Source organism: Yersinia alsatica (assembly GCF_025133195.1).
Taxonomy (GTDB): Bacteria; Pseudomonadota; Gammaproteobacteria; order Enterobacterales; family Enterobacteriaceae; genus Yersinia; species Yersinia alsatica.
Genome location: NZ_CP104006.1, coordinates 1,059,982 through 1,081,595 on the forward strand (window position 1 = coordinate 1,059,982; position 21,614 = coordinate 1,081,595).

Genomic DNA, 21,614 nt, shown 5'->3' on the forward strand with positions numbered 1-21,614 from the left:
TAGATAGACAATAAATCCGCACCACGGAGGGTGCGTTTAATCGCATAATTATATGACTAGCCATATAGTTATATAGCTACAGCAATGTCTCGGCGGTTAATCTGTCGGTAATCAATACATCAATATAGTTGCCGTTCAGCGCGCCGCGGATGGCGGCACTTTTACCTATCCCGCCCGCCAGTGCCACGACCCGTGGGCAGGCCCGCAATTGCGGTAATGACATACCAATCACCGGATCTTCTTCGTCACTGAGTACCGCGTTACCCGCGGCATCAAAGTAATGTAGACATAAATCCCCCACCGCACCGCGCTCTGCCAGCAATTTCAGCATCTCTTCGTGGTAATAGTTACCGGAGTTTTTCAACAATTGTGAAGGCTCCAGATCGCCAATACCGACGAGTGCCAGATCCACTTCAGAAAATTTATTCACTACTTCCGCGACTTCGCCGCTGGAGATTAAGCGGGCACGATCTTCTGTTGAGCGCTCAATACTTTGTGCTGGCAGTAAATAAGCCGGGCAATTTAAGATATCTGCCAATGATTGAGTTAACAATGTGGCCTGCACATTACCGTTGGGGCCAACTCCGCCCAATAATTGGATAACACCGCTGGTTTTGATATTAAGGGGGTGAAGGTTATCAACCATCGCCCGGATGGTACTGCTCCACGAAGAGATACCCACCATATCATTTGGCCGAATACTGGTTTGCATGTAGTGCGCTGCCGCGGAGCCAATAGCTTGTTTTATCTGTGTCGGGTTGGCGTCATCGGCAATATCTACCACTATGGCCTGGTCGATACCATAGTGTTTTTGAATGCGTGATTCGATGCCAATAAACATGTTAGCGGGCTGGATGACACTGATTTTAACCACGCCTTCTTTGACGCAGCGGGTTATCGCACGGGATACAAAAGACTGAGATAAATGCAGGCTGTCAGCAATCTCAGATTGCTTCATCCCTTCGGTGTAATACAGCGTGGCGATTTTCACCAGCAACCGTTGCTCATCTTGTCTCGACATGGTTCCATCCCGCTAATTACTTGATGCTGGTATTTTTATTCAAAGCCGAATAAATAACAAGCAGTACCGAATTGACACTCAGCGCTACTGCTCTTTAGGATGGCTTTCTGAGGCATTTTCCTCGGGTTCATTTTCTCCTTCCGGTTGATCTGGCGGCGGCATAATGTCGTGGATTAATTGCTCATCAAAACTTGGATTTAACGCCGGAGAGAGTGGGGAACTGACCAAGCTGTCGGGTATCGCCATATGTGGCACAGGGGCATCGTTAACAAATTCATCTTGATCCTGTTTCACGGTTCGGCTGAATGCTATCAGGCTTAAACCACAGAGTGAGAAGAACGCGTACAGAATGTTACCGCCGAGAGGCGCAATTAGCGCACCGACAGCCAGTGGCCCGATACTGGCCCCCACCCCAAATGACATCAATAAACACGCCGCGAGTGAGACTCGCCGCTCTGGCGCAATCAGGTCATTGGCCAGTGCCACGACCAAGGGATAAAGCGTGAACTGCAACATACTGACGACAAAACCTAAACCCAGTAAAAAATGGAACGAAATATGGGGCACTAAGGCTAGGGGCAGTGCAGTTAGTGCCAGTAATAAAGCATTAATTCGTATTAATAACGTACGGTTATAGCGGTCTGACAACCAACTGAGCGGCAGTTGAGCAACCAAACCGGCAAAAATTGATAGTGCCATGAATAGGCCGGTTTCTTGGGTAGAAAGCGACTGCAGACTGGCATAGACCGGTGCAAGGCCATAAAACGAGCCGACAATCATGCCGATAACCAATGTCGATGCCAGTATTTTGGGAATCGAGCTGATAAAGAATTTCAGCTCCATGGGGGCAGGGGACATCTGTTGGGCATTACTGCGAGTGGTCAGTGCGACAGGCACCAAACAAAGGGCAAAAAACAGAGCGATAATCATCAATGTGCTTAAACCCAATTCGGGCTGAAGCATTAATACCACTTGGCCCAATGCCATGCCGGCATAGGTCGCTGCCATATAGAAACCAAACACCGTGCCGCGCTGATTAGACTCCGCCTGATCATTAAGCCAACTTTCTAACACCATGAACTGGCACATCATGCAGAGGCCAATAATCAAGCGCAGAACCACCCACGCAGGGATATATTCAGTAAGGCCATGACTTAACACTGCGGCGGTAATAATGCCGGCACAGGCCACATAAGCCCGGATATGGCCTACCCGTGCAATCAGGAAGTGGCCGACCTTGCCTCCGATCACCAAACCAATATAGTTTGCGGCGATAATTGCCCCGATTAATGCACCAGAGACATGGATAGCCGTGAGACGTAGCGAGATATAGGTCGTCAATAAACCTGAGCCTAATAGCATCAACACGGTGGCGCTATAAAGGGGGAAGAAGGCGTTAAGAATTTTTTTCACTGTCACGTCCTTAGTTCATCATTCCGGATAAATTGCCGGAATTGCAGATGTCGCCAGCCGCATCCTCTTTATTTTGATACTAACAGCTGAGTTCCTGAGGTAAAGCTTTGTACAGAAAAGTGCTTTTTTTCATTGCACCCTGCGAAGCGTTTCGCATAACTGAGCACGGTTGCCGCTACAGCCGAAAGAAGTGCTACTATCGGCGACAGAAAATCTCAGTTGAGTCGGGGGAACAATGCACGAGAAACAATTACGCCAACTCAGTATTGCAGTCGGCAATAAGCTAAAGGAACGCGGAGCTTGGGTGACTTGTGCTGAATCTTGCACTGGTGGCTGGGTTGCCAAGGCACTGACTGATATTGCAGGCAGCTCAGCTTATTTTGATCGCGGCTTTGTAACTTACAGCAATGCCGCAAAACATGATTTACTGGGTGTGCAAGAAAGCACGTTGGAAAGTTATGGCGCAGTGAGTGAAGCCGTAGTGCAAGAAATGGCACATGGCGCATTGCGGAAAGCCAATGCGGATTTTGCGATATCAATCAGTGGTATTGCTGGGCCAGACGGCGGTAGCGCAGAGAAACCGGTAGGTACGGTATGGTTTGCTTTTGCAACAGGTGAAGGACAGATTGTGGCCCGTAAACAGCTTTTTCATGGCGACCGTGATGCTGTGCGGTTGCAAGCAACTGTTTTTGCACTACAAACACTATTAGATGATTTTCTGTAAAAATAGGCTTGATACTGTATGATTGTACAGTATAATTAGCGGTAATTTCCTGCACAAAACAACATTCAGTGGTGATGACAGGGGTAACCCGGCATACCAGAGAGGGAGTAAAAATGGCTATTGATGAGAATAAACAAAAGGCGTTAGCAGCAGCACTGGGCCAAATTGAAAAACAATTCGGTAAAGGCTCTATCATGCGCCTTGGCGAAGACCGCTCAATGGATGTTGAAACCATCTCTACAGGTTCTCTTTCTCTTGATATCGCATTGGGGGCGGGTGGCCTGCCAATGGGGCGTATTGTTGAGATTTATGGCCCTGAATCATCAGGTAAAACAACGCTGACTTTACAAGTTATCGCCGCTGCACAGCGTGCAGGTAAAACTTGTGCGTTCATTGATGCCGAACATGCTCTTGATCCAATTTATGCCAAAAAATTAGGTGTAGATATTGATAACCTGCTGTGTTCCCAGCCAGATACCGGTGAACAAGCACTGGAAATCTGTGATGCACTAACTCGCTCTGGCGCAGTAGATGTCATCATTGTTGACTCCGTGGCAGCACTGACACCAAAAGCTGAAATTGAAGGCGAAATCGGTGACTCCCATATGGGCCTTGCGGCACGTATGATGAGCCAGGCTATGCGTAAGTTGGCCGGTAACCTGAAGAATGCGAATACCTTGTTAATCTTCATTAACCAGATTCGTATGAAAATTGGCGTTATGTTTGGTAACCCTGAAACAACCACTGGCGGTAACGCACTTAAATTTTATGCCTCTGTACGTTTAGATATTCGTCGTATTGGTGCAGTAAAAGAAGGTGATGTGGTTGTAGGTAGCGAGACGCGCGTTAAAGTTGTAAAAAACAAAATTGCAGCGCCATTCAAGCAAGCTGAATTCCAGATCCTGTATGGTGAAGGTATCAATATCAACGGAGAGCTTGTTGATTTGGGTGTTAAGCACAAGCTGATTGAAAAAGCAGGTGCATGGTATAGCTATAACGGTGACAAAATTGGTCAGGGTAAAGCGAATGCCAGTAACTACTTAAAAGAAAACCCAGCAGTAGCTGCTGAGTTAGATAAAAAATTGCGTGAAATGCTGCTCAATGGCGGAAATGGCGAACAAGCTGTTACCACTGCAGCATTTGCCGATGAAACTGATGAAACCAGCGAAGAGTTTTAATTCGTAAAGTTTTGATCGAGTTTGCACGGTAAACCATTAATAAACGGCTCACTTAGTGGGCCGTTTTAGTAACTGACAGAAAGTGCCGTTAACCCCGCTGCAACTTTGAGTAATAAGGGTATTACCCAAAGTAATTGGAGTTACAGCAAGGCAGCAAACGAATGAATCCCGATGGGCTGACATTGGTCAATGATTCGGGTGAAAGAGTGTAGCTAACCCCGCTGCAACTTTGAGTAATAAGGGTATTACCCAAAGTAATTGGAGTTACAGCAAGGCAGCAAACGAATGAATCCCGATGAGCTGACATTGGTCAGTGATTCGGGTGAAAGAGTGTAGCTAACACCGCTGTAACTTCAAGTAAGAAGGGTAATTATGAATGACTTACTGAGCCGGGCCATGAGACTCCTCTCTCAACGCGATCATAGTGAATCTGAACTGCGTCGCAAACTTGCAGTACAGCCATTTTCGGCAAAAGGTCATTGGGGAAAGCGTGCAGTTAGTGGCAGTGAGGAGCCCGCCGAGGATATCGATCCAAAAGTTATCGAACAGGTTATTGCCTACTGCTATCAACATAATTGGCTGGATGATTCCCGCTTTGCTACCAGCTACATTAATAGCCGCAGTCGCAAAGGATATGGTGCACAACGCATTCGCTCTGAATTGATGCAAAAAGGTGTCGATAAAGAACTCATTCAAGCCGCTTTTGAAATTAGTGAAATTGACTGGAGTTTGCTCGCAAAAGAGGTCGCGCAGCGTAAATTTAGTGAAATTTTACCTGTTGAATGGAAAGAAAAGGCCAAGGTTCAGCGATATCTTCTCTATCGTGGCTTTTTCCAGGAAGAAATTCAGTCTATTTTCAGTGATTTTGACGAATGAATGCACGCGGGATTTTACTTCCCTTCGAAGAAAATTTATCTTAGTCCCACTTTTTGTTCGTGAGCTTACCCATTGTGTTGTCAGTTATAGGCACCCGATTTGCTCACGGGCTATTCTTTTAGCTTGTTTCCGGGACAATTATGAGCAAGAGCACCGCTGAGATTCGTCAAGCGTTTCTCGATTTCTTCCATAGCAAGGGACATCAGGTTGTATCAAGCAGCTCTTTGGTCCCTAATAATGACCCTACGCTGTTGTTTACCAATGCCGGGATGAACCAGTTTAAGGATGTTTTCTTAGGTTTGGATAAACGGGCTTATTCCCGTGCGACGACCTCTCAGCGCTGTGTGCGAGCAGGTGGTAAGCATAATGACCTTGAAAATGTAGGTTATACCGCGCGTCATCATACTTTCTTCGAAATGTTGGGTAACTTCAGCTTCGGTGATTACTTCAAACATGACGCCATCAATTTCGCTTGGGAGTTATTAACCGGCGAACAGTGGTTTAATCTACCGAAAGAAAAACTTTGGGTAACTGTTTACGAAACTGATGACGAGGCCTACGAAATTTGGGCCAACGAAGTTGGGGTACCGCGTGAGCGTATCATCCGTATTGGTGATAATAAAGGTGCCGCCTTTGCATCAGATAACTTCTGGCAAATGGGTGATACCGGTCCTTGTGGCCCATGTACAGAGATTTTCTTTGACCATGGCGACCATATCTGGGGTGGGCCTCCTGGCTCCGCAGAAGAAGACGGTGATCGCTATATTGAGATCTGGAATATCGTCTTCATGCAGTTTAACCGCCAGTCTGATGGCACTATGCTGCCATTACCTAAGCCGTCAGTTGATACGGGCATGGGGCTTGAGCGTATTGCTGCAGTATTACAGCATGTTAACTCGAACTACGAGATTGACCTGTTCCGCAATTTGATTAGTGCAGTAGCCGATGTCACGGGTGCGACTGACCTTTCCAGTAAGTCGCTGCGTGTTATTGCTGACCATATCCGCGCCTGTGCTTTCCTTATTTCTGATGGCGTAATTCCGTCGAATGAAAACCGTGGCTATGTTCTACGCCGTATCATTCGTCGTGCTATTCGTCACGGTAATATGCTGGGTGCCAAAGAGACTTTCTTCTATAAGTTAGTTGCCCCACTCATTGCAGTTATGGGCTCTGCTGCTGATGAATTGAAGCAACAGCAGGCGATGGTAGAGCAGGTTCTGAAAACTGAAGAAGAGCAGTTTGCACGCACATTAGAACGTGGTTTAGCGCTGTTGGATGAAGAACTGGGCAAATTGACGGGTGATACCCTTGATGGTGAGACCGCTTTCCGCTTATATGACACCTATGGTTTCCCTATCGATTTAACCGCAGATGTTTGCCGTGAGCGCAATCTGAAAGTGGATGAAGCTGGTTTTGAGCAAGCAATGGAAGCTCAGCGCCGCCGTGCTCGTGAATCCAGTGGCTTTGGCGCAGATTATAACAACCTGATCCGAGTTGATAGTGCGAGCCAGTTCTCTGGTTATGACCATGTTCATCAGCAAGCAACAGTTACCGCATTGTTCCGCAATGGCGAAGCTGTAGATGAAATTCATGAAGGTGAAGAAGCGGTTGTTGTCCTGAACCAAACACCATTCTATGGTGAGTCTGGTGGTCAAGTTGGCGATAAGGGTGAGTTAAAAAATGCGACGGCAACTTTTGCTGTGGCGGACACCCAAAAATATGGCCAGGCAATCGGGCATTTAGGGCAATTAACTCACGGAACGTTGCGCGTTAACCACAGCATTGATGCACAGGTTGATGTCGCACGACGTAACCGTATTCGCCTGAACCACTCTGCAACTCATTTACTGCATGCGGCATTGCGTAAAACTCTGGGCGAACATGTCGCTCAGAAAGGCTCGCTAGTCAATGATAAATACCTGCGTTTTGATTTCTCTCATTTTGAAGCAATGAAGCCAGAGCAGATTCGTTTGGTCGAAGATATCGTCAACGAGCAGATTCGCCGTAATATGCCAGTCCAGACTGAAGTTATGGAGTTAGAAGCGGCAAAAGAAAAAGGCGCGATGGCTCTGTTTGGTGAGAAATATGACGATCAGGTGCGCGTCTTGACCATGGGTGATTTTTCAACCGAACTGTGTGGCGGTATTCACGCCAATCGTACGGGTGATATTGGTCTGTTCCGCATCTTGTCAGAGTCAGGTACTGCAGCTGGTATTCGCCGTATTGAAGCGGTAACCGGTGAAGGGGCTATTGCGCTGCTGCATCAGCAAAGCGACTTGTTGGCAGATGTCGCTCATCTGGTGAAAGGCGATACTAATAATCTGGCTGATAAAGTACGTGCAGTACTGGATCGTAGTAAAATGCTTGAGCGTGAACTCCAGCAATTGAAAGATCAGCAAGCTGCTCAGGAAAGTGCCTCATTGTCGTCCAATGCAAAATTGGTGAAAGGGGTGAAACTTTTAGTTAGTCAGTTGGATAATGTTGAACCAAAAATGCTGCGTACTATGGTTGATGATCTTAAAAATCAGCTGGGGTCCGCTATTATTGTGCTGGCAACAACAGCCGATGATAAGGTCAGTTTGATTGTTGGGGTGACCAAAGACCTCACAAGCAAAGTAAAAGCAGGCGAGTTGATCGCTGATATTGCTCAACAGGTTGGCGGTAAAGGCGGTGGGCGCCCTGATATGGCCCAGGCGGGCGGTTCTGATGTGCAGGCACTGCCATCAGCATTGGCAAGTGTTGAGGCATGGGTAGAATCCCGTTTATAAGTAAACAATGACCTATTAAATCAATACGCCATATCTCTCTGCTGGGTATGGCGTTTTTCAATTTTCCTGTCATAGTTCGAAAACAAAGTTAAACGCAAAGTTGTTTGCTTCAGCTAAACTTGTATTAGTTAGAGACTTGACCAAGCTACTTACATTTTATGTGAATGTGATAGCTTACGTTTTCACGGTGTATGATGGATAATGGCGGGGAAACTGAGAGACCCGACTCTTTTAATTTTTCAAGGAGCAAAGAATGCTTATTCTGACTCGTCGAGTTGGTGAAACACTCATGATTGGCGATGAGGTTACGGTTACTGTATTAGGGGTTAAAGGCAACCAAGTTCGAATTGGTGTAAATGCTCCGAAAGAGGTTTCTGTTCACCGTGAAGAAATCTACCAGCGTATCCAAGCAGAAAAGTCTCAACCGACGACTTACTGATTTTGAAGAAGCGTCTCGTGTTACACGAGGCGCTACTGCTGTCTATTCTCCCTCAATTCTGCTACTTATCTATTTTTTACGTTCTTATTCCTGTCATAATTTTCTGTTTGCGGCCCATTTAACTAAGCGGTCAGGATAATTTCTTTTTTCCCTCTCTTCGATTACACCGTAATAATCACTATCTTGCCTGTTGATAAAACACTCTTTTTGGCGTCAAACTGGTCATGTTGTGCGTGAATTGTGCAAATGAACGTGAGTTAGGAAAAATTGTTTGACTTATAAGTGCGGGAAAGTAATATGTGCGCCACGCAGTGCCGATGAGCTTCTTCAAAAGCAAGTTAGGCACAATTCGCAAGAAGCGTATGGTGAGGTGGCCGAGAGGCTGAAGGCGCTCCCCTGCTAAGGGAGTATACGGTCAAAAGCTGTATCGAGGGTTCGAATCCCTCCCTCACCGCCATTTACTATGCACCCATAGCTCAGCTGGATAGAGTACTCGGCTACGAACCGAGCGGTCGGAAGTTCGAATCTTCCTGGGTGCACCATATTTTGCAGTATGGTGAAATAGTTAAATGAACATCAGGTAGTGTCAAAGAATTAATTGCACCCATAGCTCAGCTGGATAGAGTACTCGGCTACGAACCGAGCGGTCGGAAGTTCGAATCTTCCTGGGTGCACCATCTTCTAGGTCATAAATCTTGTTGTTAAGTTTCACTCGCTGAAACGCCCCCGAAAAAATTAGACATACAAAACTGCACCCATAGCTCAGCTGGATAGAGTACTCGGCTACGAACCGAGCGGTCGGAAGTTCGAATCTTCCTGGGTGCACCATATTAAGAAACCTCGCTACGGCGGGGTTTTCTGCTTTCTGGCCTCATGGCACCTAGACACTAGTCAAATTAAGCCTTTTAGCCCCGCCATCTGTTATTAACTTCCCAACTTATTGATTTTTACTATGCAAAATAGCGTAATAACCTATTGATAATGATTATTTATTGATTTAATTCAATTGGTTATGCAGTTAGCGACAATTTGATTAGTTTGCGATAAAGTAGCTTTTCATTTTCTCCCTGGTCGTGGAGTCACGATGTACGATCGCTATGAAGGCCTGATCTTTGATATGGATGGCACCATCCTAGACACGGAGTCGACTCACCGTCAGGCATGGCGTCAGGTGCTAACCCCTTATGGTATGCAGTTTGAAGAGCAAGCTATGGTGGCTCTGAATGGTTCGCCAACGTGGCAAATTGCCCGCGTAATCATTGAAAATCACCAATCAGACCTCGATCCGCATTTATTGGCTGCTGAGAAAACTGCATTGGTGAAAACGATGCTGTTGGACAATGTGAAGCCCCTGCCGCTCATAGACGTGGTTAAAACCTATCATGGTCGTAAACCTATGGCTGTAGGAACAGGAAGCGAGCACGCCATGGCAGAGATGCTTTTAGGTCACCTTGGTTTACTCGGCTACTTTGATGCTATTGTTGGTGCCGATGATGTCACCAAACATAAGCCAGAGCCTGAGACATTCTTACGTTGTGCACAATTACTCGGTGTTAATCCCGATAAATGCGTGGTCTTTGAAGATGCTGATTTTGGTGTTGAGGCTGCGAAAAGGGCAAATATGGCAATAGTTGATGTGCGCTTACTGTGAGTAGTACGCTAGCTATTGCTTCACTATTTGGGAGTAGTTTCCTCAGCGCGACACTCTTACCCGGAAATTCTGAAATTCTGTTAGTCACCCTATTAACGGCAGGTAGTGCGCCGGCAATGATGCTGGTGTTGTCTGCCACCATCGGAAATACTCTGGGGGGGCTAACAAATGTTGTTATAGGCCGTTTATTACCGGAACTAAAACCACAGCGTGGGTTGAGCACAGCTCTTGGCTGGCTTCAGCGTTTTGGTCCGGCAGCTCTGTTATTGAGCTGGTTACCGGTGGTAGGCGATTTGATGTGTGTGTTGGCAGGCTGGCTGCGTATGCCTTGGGGTCTTGTGGCTTTTTTCTTATGTTTGGGAAAAGCATTGCGTTATATCGTGTTAACGGTAATTACGTTGCAAGGAATTGCCTGGTGGCAGTAAAGAGTGTGACAAACTTACGTAGTCACATCTATGCAGTTTCAGTATGCTGATGAGTTATGGTTTTCAAGAGCGGGAGGTCGATTTGATCCCGGATGTATCACACGCGCTAACTTGGTTGGAAGCGCATCCAAAAGCCCTGAAAGGGATCCGTCGCGGTATCGAGCGGGAAACATTGAGAGTCACTGCCGATGGCCAACTCGCCTCGACGGGCCACCCAGAATCACTGGGTGCAGCACTGACACATCAATGGATTACCACCGATTTTGCCGAGGCATTGCTGGAATTCATTACACCAGTAGATGGCGATATCGATCATCTGCTGACTTTTTTACGTGATATTCACCGCTATACCGCACGTAAACTGGGTGATGAGCGTATGTGGCCGCTTAGCATGCCTTGTTTTATCGGCGCTGAGCAGGATATCGAACTGGCTAAATATGGATCTTCAAATATTGGCCGATTCAAAACACTCTACCGTGAGGGATTAAAAAACCGCTACGGTGCGCTGATGCAAACTATTTCCGGTGTGCACTATAACTTCTCTTTGCCGTTGGAGTTTTGGCAGGCATGGGCAGGTGTTACCGATGAGAAAAGCGGTAAGGAAGAGATTTCCGCAGGATATTTTCGCCTGATCCGCAATTACTACCGCTTCGGCTGGGTAATTCCTTATCTATTTGGTGCTTCACCGGCCATTTGCTCATCATTCCTGCAAGGGCGTGAGACGGCATTGCCGTTTGAGCGCAATGACAAAGGAATGTGTTATTTGCCATATGCCACCTCATTGCGCCTGAGTGACTTGGGTTATACCAATAAATCACAAAGCAATTTGGGCATTACGTTTAATGACCTGCACACCTATGTTGTTGCTCTGAAACGCGCAATTCAAACGCCATCAGAAGAATATGCCGCATTGGGGCTAAAAGATGGTGACCGTCATCTGCAATTGAATACCAATGTGTTGCAGATTGAAAATGAACTGTATGCACCAATTCGCCCTAAACGGGTTACCCGTGCTGGCGAGTCGCCGTCTGATGCTTTGTTACGTGGCGGCATTGAGTATATCGAAGTGCGCTCGCTGGATATCAATCCATTCTCTCCAATTGGGGTTGATGCAGTACAAGCTCGTTTCCTTGATCTATTCTTAATCTGGTGTGTATTGGCTGATGCGCCTGAAATGAGCAGTGATGAATTACTGTGCACCCGTAAGAACTGGAATCGGGTCATTTTGGAAGGGCGTAAACCGGGCCAGACTATCGGTATGGGTTGCAACGATACTCGTGAGCCGTTGGAAAAGGTCGGTAAAGACCTGTTTGCCGACTTACGCCGCGTTGCAGAAGTGCTGGATGGTAAAGATAGCACGGAGTATCAACAGGTCTGTGACGAGCTTGTCGCGTCCTTTGATGACCCGAGTTTGACGTTCTCTGCGCGCATTTTGCAAGCGATGAAAGAAGGTGGTATTGGTGGTGTGGGGCTTGAGCTAGCGGAACGCTACCGAGAAATGCTGCAAAGTGAACCACTGGAATTACTGACAGAAGAGCAATTATCTGCAGAAGGTGCAGCGTCATGGGTACGTCAACGTGAGCTGGAACTCAAAGATAAGCTAAGCTTTGAAGAGTATTTGGCGCTTCACGGCGGCCAATAAAAAGAAAAGGCCACATTGCTGTGGCCAAATTAACATCTCTGTTAACAGGGATGATGATAACAAATGCGCGTCTTTCACATATTAAGACGCGCAGGAAATAAAAAAGTTTCATGGGTTGCGAAAAAAGATCGAATAAAAATTATTTTTTTATGAGGAGGTGACTAAATGCCATTATTGGATAGCTTTGCCGTTGACCATACAAGAATGAATGCGCCAGCCGTTCGCGTAGCTAAAACCATGAAAACCTCTCATGGTGACGCAATTACCGTATTTGATTTGCGTTTCTGTAAACCGAATGAAGACATTCTACCGGAGAGGGGTATTCATACCCTGGAACACTTATTCGCTGGGTTCATGCGTGATCATCTTAATGGTGATGGTGTTGAGATCATCGATATTTCGCCAATGGGCTGCCGTACTGGCTTTTACATGAGCTTGATCGGTACACCTGATGAGCAACGGGTTGCTAAAGCCTGGAAAGCAGCAATGGAAGATGTATTGAAAGTTACCGATCAGCGAAAAATTCCTGAGCTGAATGAGTTTCAGTGCGGTACTTATCACATGCATTCGCTGGAAGAGGCACAGACCATTGCGAGAAATATTCTTGATAGTGATGTGGGCATCAACCACAATGATGAACTGGCATTACCGAAAGAAAAGCTTAAAGAGCTGCATATCTAGCATTCAGTTGCCGTGTTTTCTGAGTAGATAAATGTAAAAAGACGCTGATAAGGCGTCTTTTTTATTTGCTACAAAGCACTGGAATTGAGGGGTTAGCCAGAATGGCTATCATGCAGGATAGGTGTTACCCGCACCCGCTTAATCATATTGTCTTGTACATCCAGCACATCAATCAAATAATTCCCAATGCGAACTTGAGCATCTATCTGCGGAATATCCTCAAGCTCCTCCAATAACATGCCATTGATAGTGCGAGCATCGACAGGTAGCGACCAGTTAAATGCTTTATTCAGTTCACGCACACTGGCACTGCCATCAATCAGGACTGAACCATCACTCTGTGGATTGACCTCTTCGGCCAGTGTTGGGGACATTGACGTGGTGAAGTCACCTACGATCTCTTCCAGAATATCTTCGACCGTTACCAATCCTTGAATATCACCATATTCATCGACAATCATGCCGACTTTTTCTTTGTTGCGTTGGAATTTCACCAACTGCACATTCAGTGGCGTGCCCTCTGGAATGAAGTAAATTTCATCAGCAGCACGTAACAGATTTTCTTTATTAAACTCTTTTTTCTCGGTCATCAGTCGATAGGCTTCCCGCACTCGCAGCATGCCAATAGCATCGTCCAGTGATTGGCGATATAACACGATGCGGCCATGAGGTGAGTGAGTGAGCTGGCGCATGATTGATTTCCAATCATCATTGATATCAATACCAACCACTTCATTGCGTGGCACCATAATATCGCCGACGGTAACCTTTTCCAGGTCTAGCACGGATATCAACATATCTTGATTGCGGCGGGAAATTTGTGAGTGGGATTCATTCACAATGCTGCGCAATTCATCTTTACTGACGGCATCGCTGCTGTGCACATTCCCGCGAATACCACACAAACGCATTAATCCTCGAGTGATGGTATTGAGCAACCAGACCAGCGGCAGCATGATCTTTTGCAATGGTGCAAGTAATACACTGCTGGGAAAGGCAACGCGCTCAGGATAAAGAGCCGCAATAGTTTTCGGCATCACTTCGGCAAAAATAAGCACCACAAACGTCAGAACCCCGGTGGCGATAGCAACTCCAGCATTCCCATATAAGCGGATACCGACAATTGTTGCGAGCGCAGAAGCCAGAATATTGACCAGATTGTTGCCGATTAACACCAGACTTATCAGGCGGTCAGGGCGGCGTAACAGTTTCTCGACTCGACGTGCAGCGCGATTTCCCTGCTTGGATAAATGACGTAGGCGATAGCGATTCAGGGTCATCATGCCGGTTTCGGAAGCAGAAAAATAAGCCGAAACTATGACCATAATGACAAGAATAATGATCAGCGTGCTAGTTGATACGTGATCCAACTCAGTGTTCCTTAATTACAATGCAGGCCAGATGTGGACGATTTTAATCACGATTAAGGGACCATGATTTCCTGAACCAGACGGCTGCCAAAATAAGCCAATGTCAGTAAAAATGCGCCGGCGAAACTGAACCAAATGACTCTGCGCCCACGCCAACCCTCATGATAATGGCCCCATAGTAAAACAATGTAGACGAACCAAGCCATGATCGATAATACCGCTTTATGGACGTTTTCTTTGCTAAATAGGTTGTCCATGTAAAGTAAGCCGGTACAGAGCGTTAACGTCAGTAATACCACGCCAATCTGCGTAATATGGAACATTTTACGCTCGATGCTCATCAACGGAGGCATATCAGCGTTAAATGTAACTTTCTTATTTTTTAGCTGATAATCGAGCCAAGCCAGTTGTAGGGCATACAGTGCCGCGATGATGAGCGTTGCATAAGCAAAGAGGGCCAGCCCAATGTGGACGAATATGGCAGGACTGGCTTCCAGATGAGTAATAAACTCCCCCGGCAGCAGACTGGCCAGTGCCAAATTGATCATGGCAAAACTGTAGACAATTGGCAGTAAGAACCAGCCACGCCCTTGTGAGGCGACAATCGTCATAATAGTGCAGATCATCAGCCCGACAATGGAGCCGATATTCAATAAAGTGAGGTTTTGACCTCCGCCAACATCAAAAATTTGATGCTTCAGAGCAATAGCATGGCACACTAGCGCCACGACAGCAGAAACCAGCGCTAACCGCCGGTAAGCACTATTTTTCTGCACCAGACTTGGGACAATCAAGCCCAGGCTGAGCAAATAAGCGATCAAAGCCAAAATGGAGAACACGGGCATAGCGTTATATGGGCATCGGCTAAGTGAATTAGATAGCCAGTATAGCGTTGAGCGCGTTCCTCTCCAACCGTTCTCCGACGTGAGGGCAGAGATCGTTTAAGCTTCGTGTTATAATCCCCCCATTGTGTCGCCAGAGCGGCCTGTTTCCACGTTGAGTATGAGACAATGTTTGAGAACTTAACTGATCGATTGTCGCGCACACTGCGCAATATCAGCGGCCGTGGCCGGCTGACAGAAGAAAATATTAAAGAAACGCTGCGTGAAGTACGCATGGCGTTGCTAGAAGCTGACGTAGCTCTGCCGGTGGTGCGTGATTTTATCAACCGGGTAAAAGAGCGAGCTGTCGGGCATGAGGTGAACAAAAGCCTTACGCCAGGTCAGGAATTCGTCAAAATAGTTAAAAATGAACTTATTGCCGCCATGGGCGAGGTCAATAACGAACTGAATCTGGCAGCACAACCGCCAGCAGTAGTATTGATGGCTGGTCTGCAAGGGGCGGGTAAAACCACCAGTGTGGCTAAGCTGGGTAAGTTCCTTAAAGAAAAACATAAGAAAAAAGTGCTGGTGGTGTCTGCCGACGTGTATCGCCCTGCGGCGATCAAGCAGTTGGAAACACTGGCTCAAGGTGTTGGCATTGATTTCTTCCCGTCTGATGTGCAGGAAAAACCGATTGATATCGTCAATCGTGCTCTGCAACAGGCGAAGCTTAAGTTTTATGATGTTCTGATTGTCGATACCGCGGGTCGTTTGCACGTTGACGAAGCGATGATGGACGAAATCAAACAGGTTCATGCCGCGATTAAGCCGGTTGAAACACTGTTTGTTGTCGATGCCATGACCGGTCAGGATGCCGCCAATACGGCGAAAGCATTCAACGAAGCATTGCCACTTACCGGTGTGGTACTGACCAAAGTTGATGGCGATGCCCGTGGTGGTGCCGCCTTGTCTATCCGCCATATTACTGGCAAGCCGATTAAATTCCTCGGTGTAGGCGAAAAGTCAGAAGCGCTTGAGCCGTTCCACCCAGATCGCGTGGCTTCACGCATTTTGGGTATGGGCGATGTACTGTCGCTGATTGAAGATATCGAAAGCAAAGTTGACCGCGCACAAGCGGAAAAACTGGCAACTAAGCTGAAAAAAGGCGATGGCTTCGATCTCAATGACTTCCTGGATCAACTGAAGCAAATGCGCAATATGGGCGGCATGGCGAGCATGTTAAGCAAAATGCCGGGTGCAGGTCAGTTACCTGACAACGTGAAATCCCAGATGGATGACAAGGTAACAGTGCGTATGGAGGCCATCATCAACTCGATGACGCTGAAAGAGCGCGCAAAACCCGAAATCATCAAAGGCTCACGTAAGCGCCGTATCGCACTCGGCTCAGGTGTGCAGGTGCAGGATGTCAACCGCTTGCTTAAGCAATTTGATGACATGCAGCGCATGATGAAGAAAATGAAAAATGGTGGCTTGGCCAAAATGATGCGTGGCATGAAAGGTATGATGCCGCCGGGTTTCCCAGGTCGCTAAATGTCATCTCACGCTGTGAAGTTAACCGGCGTGAAATGAGTAAAGATTTCCCGCTGAAAACGGCGGTAAACGAAGAGAATTTGACTCATTACAAAACTAGCGCATAGGAATCTACGCTTTAGATTGCTTTTTGCGCCAAAATGAGTAAAATTTTCGGGCTTTTTATATTGCAACTGGACCCCGTTCCCCGATGGGGTCCAGTTGTTTTATTAACTAAAGAGGATGTTATGGTAACAATTCGTTTGGCTCGTGGCGGCGCTAAAAAGCGTCCGTTCTATCAAGTAGTAGTGACCGACAGCCGTAATGCTCGTGACGGCCGTTTCATCGAACGTGTAGGCTTCTTTAACCCGATCGCATCTGGTCAGGCTGAAGCTCTGCGTTTGGATCTGGACCGTATCGAACATTGGGTTGGTCTGGGTGCAACAGTTTCTGATCGCGTATCTGCGCTGATCAAAGACGCTAAGAAAGCAGCTTAATCTGTCGCGGTGGTGGTTATTATGAGCAAACAACTCAATCCAGTGGTTCCCGATCAGCCGATTGTTCTCGGTAAAATGGGTTCAACTTACGGCATTCGCGGTTGGCTCAGAGTATTTTCATCCACCGAGAACGCCGAAAGCATTTTTGATTACCAGCCGTGGTTTATCCAGCAGGCCGGTAAGTGGCAGCATGTCGAGTTGGAAGACTGGAAGCGCCACAGTCAGGATCTGATCATTAAAGTTAAAGGTGTTGATGATCGGGATGCCGCGAATTTATTGACTAATTGCGAAATTGTCGTCGATTCAAAGCAACTACCCGCACTGGGTGATGATGATTACTACTGGAAAGACCTTATGGGCTGTCAGGTAGTAACCACCACCGGTTACGAACTAGGTAAAATCATCGATATGATGGAAACCGGTTCTAACGATGTGATGGTAGTGAAGGCAAACCTGAAAGATGCATTCGGTATGAAGGAGCGGTTGGTCCCGTTTCTTCATGGGCAGGTTATCAAGAATGTCGATCTCACTGCTCAACGTGTTGAAGTAGATTGGGATCCTGGTTTTTGACCTCCGAATTAAACGGCAAAAGTGAGTGGAACAAAACAATGTGGATCGGTGTTATTAGCCTGTTTCCCGAGATGTTCCGCGCGATAACCGATTACGGGGTAACTGGCCGGGCAGTAAAAAATGGCCTGCTGAGCGTGCAGTGTTGGAGTCCTCGTGACTTTACCTACGATCGGCATCGTACCGTGGATGACCGCCCATATGGTGGTGGCCCGGGAATGCTGATGATGGTGCAACCGCTAAGGGAAGCCATTCATGCAGCAAAAGCAGCGGCAGGCGAGGGAGCAAAGGTGATTTATCTGTCACCTCAAGGGCGCAAACTGGACCAACAGGGTGTTTGCGAACTGGCTACTAATCAGAAGATGATTCTGGTGTGTGGTCGGTACGAAGGAGTTGATGAGCGCGTAATCAAAACTGAAATTGATGAAGAATGGTCAATTGGTGATTACGTTCTCAGCGGTGGCGAGCTACCGGCAATGGCTCTGATAGATTCAGTATCCCGCTTTATCCCGGGCGTGCTGGGTCATCAGGCTTCAGCAGAGGAAGATTCCTTTGTTGATGGGTTGCTGGATTGCCCACACTACACTCGGCCTGAGGTGTTAGAAGGGATGGAGGTTCCGCCAGTATTACTGTCGGGTAACCATGCCGAGATTCGTCGCTGGCGCTTAAAGCAGTCGCTGGGCCGTACCTGGCTTAGAAGACCTGAACTTCTAGAAAGCCTAGCTCTGACTGACGAGCAAATGGTGTTGCTGGCTGAGTTCCAACGGGAACACAAGCCCCGAGCAACAGAACTATGAAAGGAACATTGTGCCGTGTGCCAATTTCCTGATATATCAGTTTACCTAGGGTAAGAGACTTATTATGAGCAATATTATCAAGCAAATCGAACAAGAGCAGATGAAGCAAGATGTACCTGCATTCCGTCCGGGTGATTCCGTGGAAGTTAAGGTATGGGTTGTTGAAGGTTCTAAAAAGCGTCTGCAGGCATTCGAGGGCGTGGTTATCGCTATTCGTAACCGCGGTCTGCATTCTGCGTTCACCGTTCGTAAAATTTCCAACGGCGAAGGTGTTGAGCGTGTATTCCAAACTCACTCCCCAGTAATCGACAGCATTACTGTGAAACGTCGTGGTGCCGTTCGTCAAGCGAAATTGTATTATCTGCGTGAGCGTACTGGTAAGTCTGCTCGTATCAAAGAGCGTCTTAACCGCGTTAACTAAGGTACAGCTCAGGCTTCATCCAAAAGTTAATAGTTATGAAGGGGTTAGCCATGTGCTAGCCCCTTTTTTATGGGTATTTTCCGGTGTAAATAATTTACTTCCGAATGGTTTAGGGATGCGTGGACAAGTAACTGACAGAAAGTAGCGTGGCACGACACCACGCTAAAAAGACGAATAATTACAGGCCGTAAACCAGAGTGACTGAGGTCGTGGTATCGGTATTTTTGGGTGCGCTAGCAGGTGGTTTGGTGTTGTAGGTAACAACATAAGCTAAACGTAATGCGAAGCTCTTATTGATTGCTACATTCAATGCAGTTTCTGAGTTCAGGGTAGTTTCTTCGTTGGCTAATGCAGAAACACCTTCACTGAAGACCGTGTTATCAGTTAACTGATAAGTATAGTTACCACCGGCATAGGCCAATGCTTTTGTCGCGCGGCCACCCTCATAGAATTCATCATGACGAACACCCGGACCAAATTCCACCCGTAGATTATGCAATGGCGTAGTCATGATCTGGCGACCATAACCGGTGGTTAGCACCGAGCGAGAGTCAAAACCGTTATAGCGATCGTTCAGCCAACTGGCTTGCCCAAACAGATAGTTACTGTCAGTTAGATTATAACGGGTACGGCCGCCCAATTGATAACGTTCGGAAGAACGCTGATTGTTAGAGCTGGTATTGCGCGCGGCTCCCCACAAGCTATAGGCGGTGTTGGGCTGAAACCAGGTTAACGTCGAGTTAGCGGTCAGTGTTGAGTTAGTCGTATTGCCTGACTGTGCGGTATAACCGGCTTCAACGGTACCATCAAAGCTCTTCTTGGCTGTAGCTGGATCGTCTAAGGCGGTAAAAACAGTCGCGTCAGCAAGAACTGAAGTGCTGATTAGGGATAAAGCGAGTGTGCTGATATAAAACGGCAACGCCCTGGTATGACGCAAAGAAAACATAATAGGTCCATGGTGAAAAAGATGATGTTTGTGATGCGGCCCGCATTGTAGCAGTTGCTCTCCAACTTACTCAGAAGATATTTCGGATTGAATAATTAATTATAATAAACGGGATTTTTTGATGAGTTCATTCTTAAAGTGTCATAAACAGGGGTTAGCTTTATCGCGCATTGGCGTTTTTTATTGGTCTTATGAGTGAAGATTTATTGGGCTAAGGTAGGAATATAATTAAAGGGCCAGAAGTTATCCGGCCCTTATTTTAGTTCTAATTGGTTATTACATAAAAGTGGTCACTAGCAGGTAGCCAGTGATACATGAGCAGATAACCCCAATAAGCCCTGGGATGATAAAGCTATGGTTAATAATAAACTTACCGATCTTAGTGGTGCCGGAGCGGTCAAAGCCAATACAGGCAAGATCACTTGGATAAGTCGGCAGGACAAAGTAACCATAAGCGGCTGGGAAGAAGGCAATCAGCATTTTGGGCTCAACACCCAGTTGTAATCCCATCGGGGCAATCGCCGCCAGTGCCGCCGCCTGGCTATTAACCAGCTTGGAAACCAGAAATAGGACAATGGCATAGGTCCACGGCTGGCTTTTCACAACATCTTCCAGTACCAGCTTCAACTCACCCATATGAGCCTGGAAGAAGGTATCACTCATCCATGCCACACCGAATACCGAGAAGATGGCGACCATGCCAGCTTTGAATACTGCGCCGTTAGAGATATCACTGGGCTTCACTTTACAGCCAATCAGAATCACTGCACCGGCAATCAGCATCATCATCTGAATAACCAGATTCATCGATAATGACTGCAGCTTGCCTTTAACTTCAAAAGCAGGGCGTAGGTCAGCAAAAGCACCCAGCAATACAACCAGTGCGATAGCGGTAAAGAATATCCAGGTGGACCAATAAGCCTGTTTAGGGAAAACTTTATTTAATAATGTATCTGTTGAACCATAGATAAAGTTGCGTTGCTCTGGATCTTTGATTCTTTCCTGAAAATCAGGATCTTTATCCAAATCTTTACCACGGCGTAGGCTCCACAATGCTGCCATCAGCACGCCAACTAAGGATGCTGGCACTGAGATAGCCAGAATCTCCAGAATGCTATAAGCCTGACCGATGCCATGGTTTGCACCGATAATTGATACCAATGACACCACGGCGACTGATACTGGCGAAGCGGTAATTGCCATTTGCGATGCCACTGATGCAACGGCCATTGGGCGTTCCGGGCGAATTCCTTTTTTAATAGCAATATCAGAAATAATAGGGAACATGGTATAAACAACATGCCCAGTACCACATAAAAAGGTTAATGACCAAGTGGTGAATGGTGCCAGTAGTGTAATATGTTGTGGATGTCGACGTAATAATCGCTCGGCAAATTGCATCATGACATTTAAGCCGCCGGCAGTTTGTAATACCGACGCACAACCAATAACGGCTAATATAGTCAGCATAACGTCAACTGGCGGTTTACCCGGTTCAAGGCCAAAGATAAACGTCAGAATAAATAAGCCAATGCCACTTATTAACCCCAGCCCCATGCCGCCATACCGGGTACCCAGTAATAAGCATAGAATTATAATTATAAATTGCAGTGTTATCATAATATTACCTTGCTTCCAACATGAATGAAATTCGATTCCGTATTGGCTGGTTTTAAGCAATGAGTATGGCTCTCTCGGTTTTCTCTATCGGAGCGCAGACGGCATTGATTAAAACCTTGCTAATACCAAGGCTATATTGTTCAGTTATGTAATTAATTAAATCTGGGATCTGTCTCTATTTTTATATCAGCTCGGAGTTTTCTAATTAATTAAAGTGGAATTGGAAG

At 46.7% G+C, this 21,614-nt stretch carries 20 protein-coding genes and 4 tRNA genes; 18 read left to right on the top strand and 6 right to left on the bottom strand.

Annotation, left to right across the window (positions count from 1 at the left end; translation table 11 throughout):
• Positions 1 to 76 precede the first annotated feature (76 nt).
• A complete protein-coding gene (locus N0H69_RS04610) occupies positions 77 to 1,021 on the bottom strand; it encodes a sugar-binding transcriptional regulator (protein WP_050106386.1) in 945 nt (314 codons plus the stop codon).
• 84 nt (positions 1,022 to 1,105) lie between these two features.
• Positions 1,106 to 2,434, bottom strand: a complete 1,329-nt coding sequence (locus tag N0H69_RS04615) for an MFS transporter (RefSeq protein WP_050121431.1) — start codon at positions 2,432 to 2,434, stop codon at positions 1,106 to 1,108.
• 235 nt (positions 2,435 to 2,669) lie between these two features.
• Here N0H69_RS04615 and pncC point away from each other — a divergent pair, with 235 nt between their 5' ends.
• From pncC to luxS, 13 genes are all read left to right on the top strand, one after another.
• Positions 2,670 to 3,158: a nicotinamide-nucleotide amidase gene (gene pncC / locus N0H69_RS04620; RefSeq protein WP_050106384.1), complete on the top strand. Its 489-nt coding sequence runs from the start codon at positions 2,670 to 2,672 to the stop codon at positions 3,156 to 3,158.
• Between the two features lie 113 nt (positions 3,159 to 3,271).
• Positions 3,272 to 4,336, top strand: coding sequence for a recombinase RecA (gene recA / locus N0H69_RS04625; protein WP_032910054.1), 1,065 nt, complete (start codon positions 3,272 to 3,274; stop codon positions 4,334 to 4,336).
• Between the two features lie 372 nt (positions 4,337 to 4,708).
• Positions 4,709 to 5,212: a recombination regulator RecX gene (recX, locus tag N0H69_RS04630; RefSeq protein WP_050150180.1), complete on the top strand. Its 504-nt coding sequence runs from the start codon at positions 4,709 to 4,711 to the stop codon at positions 5,210 to 5,212.
• A 140-nt stretch (positions 5,213 to 5,352) separates the two neighbouring features.
• Complete coding sequence (gene alaS, locus N0H69_RS04635) at positions 5,353 to 7,980, top strand: alanine--tRNA ligase (RefSeq protein WP_050106382.1); 2,628 nt, start codon at positions 5,353 to 5,355, stop codon at positions 7,978 to 7,980.
• A gap of 253 nt (positions 7,981 to 8,233) precedes the next feature.
• Positions 8,234 to 8,419 (top strand): carbon storage regulator CsrA, encoded by a 186-nt coding sequence (csrA, locus tag N0H69_RS04640; RefSeq protein WP_002209449.1) that lies wholly within the window; start codon positions 8,234 to 8,236, stop codon positions 8,417 to 8,419.
• 364 nt (positions 8,420 to 8,783) lie between these two features.
• Positions 8,784 to 8,876, top strand: a tRNA-Ser gene (locus N0H69_RS04645).
• 8 nt (positions 8,877 to 8,884) lie between these two features.
• A tRNA-Arg gene (locus tag N0H69_RS04650) sits at positions 8,885 to 8,961 on the top strand.
• Positions 8,962 to 9,019: 58 nt separating this feature from the next.
• Positions 9,020 to 9,096, top strand: a tRNA-Arg gene (locus N0H69_RS04655).
• A 74-nt stretch (positions 9,097 to 9,170) separates the two neighbouring features.
• Positions 9,171 to 9,247, top strand: a tRNA-Arg gene (locus tag N0H69_RS04660).
• Positions 9,248 to 9,503: 256 nt separating this feature from the next.
• Positions 9,504 to 10,070 carry a fructose-1-phosphate/6-phosphogluconate phosphatase gene (gene yqaB, locus N0H69_RS04665; RefSeq protein ID WP_050150179.1) on the top strand — a complete coding sequence of 189 codons (567 nt, stop codon included), beginning with the start codon at positions 9,504 to 9,506 and terminating at the stop codon, positions 10,068 to 10,070.
• On the top strand, positions 10,067 to 10,495 hold the full coding sequence (locus tag N0H69_RS04670) for a YqaA family protein (RefSeq protein WP_050121428.1): 429 nt from the start codon (positions 10,067 to 10,069) through the stop codon (positions 10,493 to 10,495). The genes yqaB and N0H69_RS04670 overlap by 4 nt, the downstream gene beginning before the upstream one ends.
• 43 nt (positions 10,496 to 10,538) lie before the next feature.
• On the top strand, positions 10,539 to 12,137 hold the full coding sequence (gene gshA / locus N0H69_RS04675; RefSeq protein WP_172665401.1) for a glutamate--cysteine ligase: 1,599 nt from the start codon (positions 10,539 to 10,541) through the stop codon (positions 12,135 to 12,137).
• Between the two features lie 165 nt (positions 12,138 to 12,302).
• A complete protein-coding gene (luxS, locus tag N0H69_RS04680; RefSeq protein WP_050121427.1) occupies positions 12,303 to 12,818 on the top strand; it encodes an S-ribosylhomocysteine lyase in 516 nt (171 codons plus the stop codon).
• Positions 12,819 to 12,910: 92 nt separating this feature from the next.
• Here the strand turns inward: luxS and N0H69_RS04685 are convergent, their stop codons facing one another.
• Together N0H69_RS04685 and N0H69_RS04690 are read right to left on the bottom strand one after the other, a co-directional pair.
• Positions 12,911 to 14,188, bottom strand: coding sequence for an HlyC/CorC family transporter (locus tag N0H69_RS04685; RefSeq protein ID WP_144417136.1), 1,278 nt, complete (start codon positions 14,186 to 14,188; stop codon positions 12,911 to 12,913).
• A 53-nt stretch (positions 14,189 to 14,241) separates the two neighbouring features.
• The gene (locus tag N0H69_RS04690; protein WP_050106378.1) at positions 14,242 to 15,033 is read right to left on the bottom strand and encodes a cytochrome C assembly family protein; all 792 of its coding nucleotides are present in this window, start codon (positions 15,031 to 15,033) and stop codon (positions 14,242 to 14,244) included.
• Between the two features lie 165 nt (positions 15,034 to 15,198).
• On the opposite strand from N0H69_RS04690, the gene ffh reads away from it, so the two are divergent.
• From ffh to rplS, 5 genes are all read left to right on the top strand, one after another.
• Positions 15,199 to 16,560: a signal recognition particle protein gene (gene ffh, locus N0H69_RS04695; RefSeq protein ID WP_050106377.1), complete on the top strand. Its 1,362-nt coding sequence runs from the start codon at positions 15,199 to 15,201 to the stop codon at positions 16,558 to 16,560.
• Positions 16,561 to 16,787: 227 nt separating this feature from the next.
• Positions 16,788 to 17,036, top strand: a complete 249-nt coding sequence (gene rpsP, locus N0H69_RS04700; protein WP_004712517.1) for a 30S ribosomal protein S16 — start codon at positions 16,788 to 16,790, stop codon at positions 17,034 to 17,036.
• A gap of 21 nt (positions 17,037 to 17,057) precedes the next feature.
• The gene (gene rimM / locus N0H69_RS04705; protein ID WP_050121426.1) at positions 17,058 to 17,606 is read left to right on the top strand and encodes a ribosome maturation factor RimM; all 549 of its coding nucleotides are present in this window, start codon (positions 17,058 to 17,060) and stop codon (positions 17,604 to 17,606) included.
• Positions 17,607 to 17,644: 38 nt separating this feature from the next.
• Entirely contained in the window at positions 17,645 to 18,400 is a 756-nt protein-coding gene (gene trmD / locus N0H69_RS04710; protein WP_050106375.1) for a tRNA (guanosine(37)-N1)-methyltransferase TrmD, read from the top strand.
• Positions 18,401 to 18,464: 64 nt separating this feature from the next.
• Positions 18,465 to 18,821 carry a 50S ribosomal protein L19 gene (rplS, locus tag N0H69_RS04715; RefSeq protein ID WP_004712521.1) on the top strand — a complete coding sequence of 119 codons (357 nt, stop codon included), beginning with the start codon at positions 18,465 to 18,467 and terminating at the stop codon, positions 18,819 to 18,821.
• Between the two features lie 178 nt (positions 18,822 to 18,999).
• On the opposite strand, the gene N0H69_RS04720 is transcribed toward rplS, so the two are convergent.
• Together N0H69_RS04720 and N0H69_RS04725 are read right to left on the bottom strand one after the other, a co-directional pair.
• Complete coding sequence (locus N0H69_RS04720; RefSeq protein WP_050106374.1) at positions 19,000 to 19,767, bottom strand: DUF481 domain-containing protein; 768 nt, start codon at positions 19,765 to 19,767, stop codon at positions 19,000 to 19,002.
• Positions 19,768 to 20,043: 276 nt separating this feature from the next.
• Positions 20,044 to 21,387, bottom strand: a complete 1,344-nt coding sequence (locus N0H69_RS04725) for an anaerobic C4-dicarboxylate transporter (RefSeq protein ID WP_050121425.1) — start codon at positions 21,385 to 21,387, stop codon at positions 20,044 to 20,046.
• Positions 21,388 to 21,614: the final 227 nt, after the last annotated feature.

Excerpts from the sequence above, each read along its gene's own strand:
- N0H69_RS04610 (WP_050106386.1), bottom strand. The coding sequence starts at position 1,021 with ATGTCGAGACAAGATGAGCAACGGTTGCTGGTGAAAATCGCCACGCTG.
- pncC (WP_050106384.1), top strand. The coding sequence starts at position 2,670 with ATGCACGAGAAACAATTACGCCAACTCAGTATTGCAGTCGGCAATAAG.
- recA (WP_032910054.1), top strand. The coding sequence starts at position 3,272 with ATGGCTATTGATGAGAATAAACAAAAGGCGTTAGCAGCAGCACTGGGC.
- recX (WP_050150180.1), top strand. The coding sequence starts at position 4,709 with ATGAATGACTTACTGAGCCGGGCCATGAGACTCCTCTCTCAACGCGAT.
- alaS (WP_050106382.1), top strand. The coding sequence starts at position 5,353 with ATGAGCAAGAGCACCGCTGAGATTCGTCAAGCGTTTCTCGATTTCTTC.
- csrA (WP_002209449.1), top strand. The coding sequence starts at position 8,234 with ATGCTTATTCTGACTCGTCGAGTTGGTGAAACACTCATGATTGGCGAT.
- yqaB (WP_050150179.1), top strand. The coding sequence starts at position 9,504 with ATGTACGATCGCTATGAAGGCCTGATCTTTGATATGGATGGCACCATC.
- gshA (WP_172665401.1), top strand. The coding sequence starts at position 10,539 with ATGCTGATGAGTTATGGTTTTCAAGAGCGGGAGGTCGATTTGATCCCG.
- luxS (WP_050121427.1), top strand. The coding sequence starts at position 12,303 with ATGCCATTATTGGATAGCTTTGCCGTTGACCATACAAGAATGAATGCG.
- N0H69_RS04690 (WP_050106378.1), bottom strand. The coding sequence starts at position 15,033 with ATGCCCGTGTTCTCCATTTTGGCTTTGATCGCTTATTTGCTCAGCCTG.
- ffh (WP_050106377.1), top strand. The coding sequence starts at position 15,199 with ATGTTTGAGAACTTAACTGATCGATTGTCGCGCACACTGCGCAATATC.
- rpsP (WP_004712517.1), top strand. The coding sequence starts at position 16,788 with ATGGTAACAATTCGTTTGGCTCGTGGCGGCGCTAAAAAGCGTCCGTTC.
- rimM (WP_050121426.1), top strand. The coding sequence starts at position 17,058 with ATGAGCAAACAACTCAATCCAGTGGTTCCCGATCAGCCGATTGTTCTC.
- trmD (WP_050106375.1), top strand. The coding sequence starts at position 17,645 with ATGTGGATCGGTGTTATTAGCCTGTTTCCCGAGATGTTCCGCGCGATA.
- rplS (WP_004712521.1), top strand. The coding sequence starts at position 18,465 with ATGAGCAATATTATCAAGCAAATCGAACAAGAGCAGATGAAGCAAGAT.
- N0H69_RS04720 (WP_050106374.1), bottom strand. The coding sequence starts at position 19,767 with ATGTTTTCTTTGCGTCATACCAGGGCGTTGCCGTTTTATATCAGCACA.
- N0H69_RS04725 (WP_050121425.1), bottom strand. The coding sequence starts at position 21,387 with ATGATAACACTGCAATTTATAATTATAATTCTATGCTTATTACTGGGT.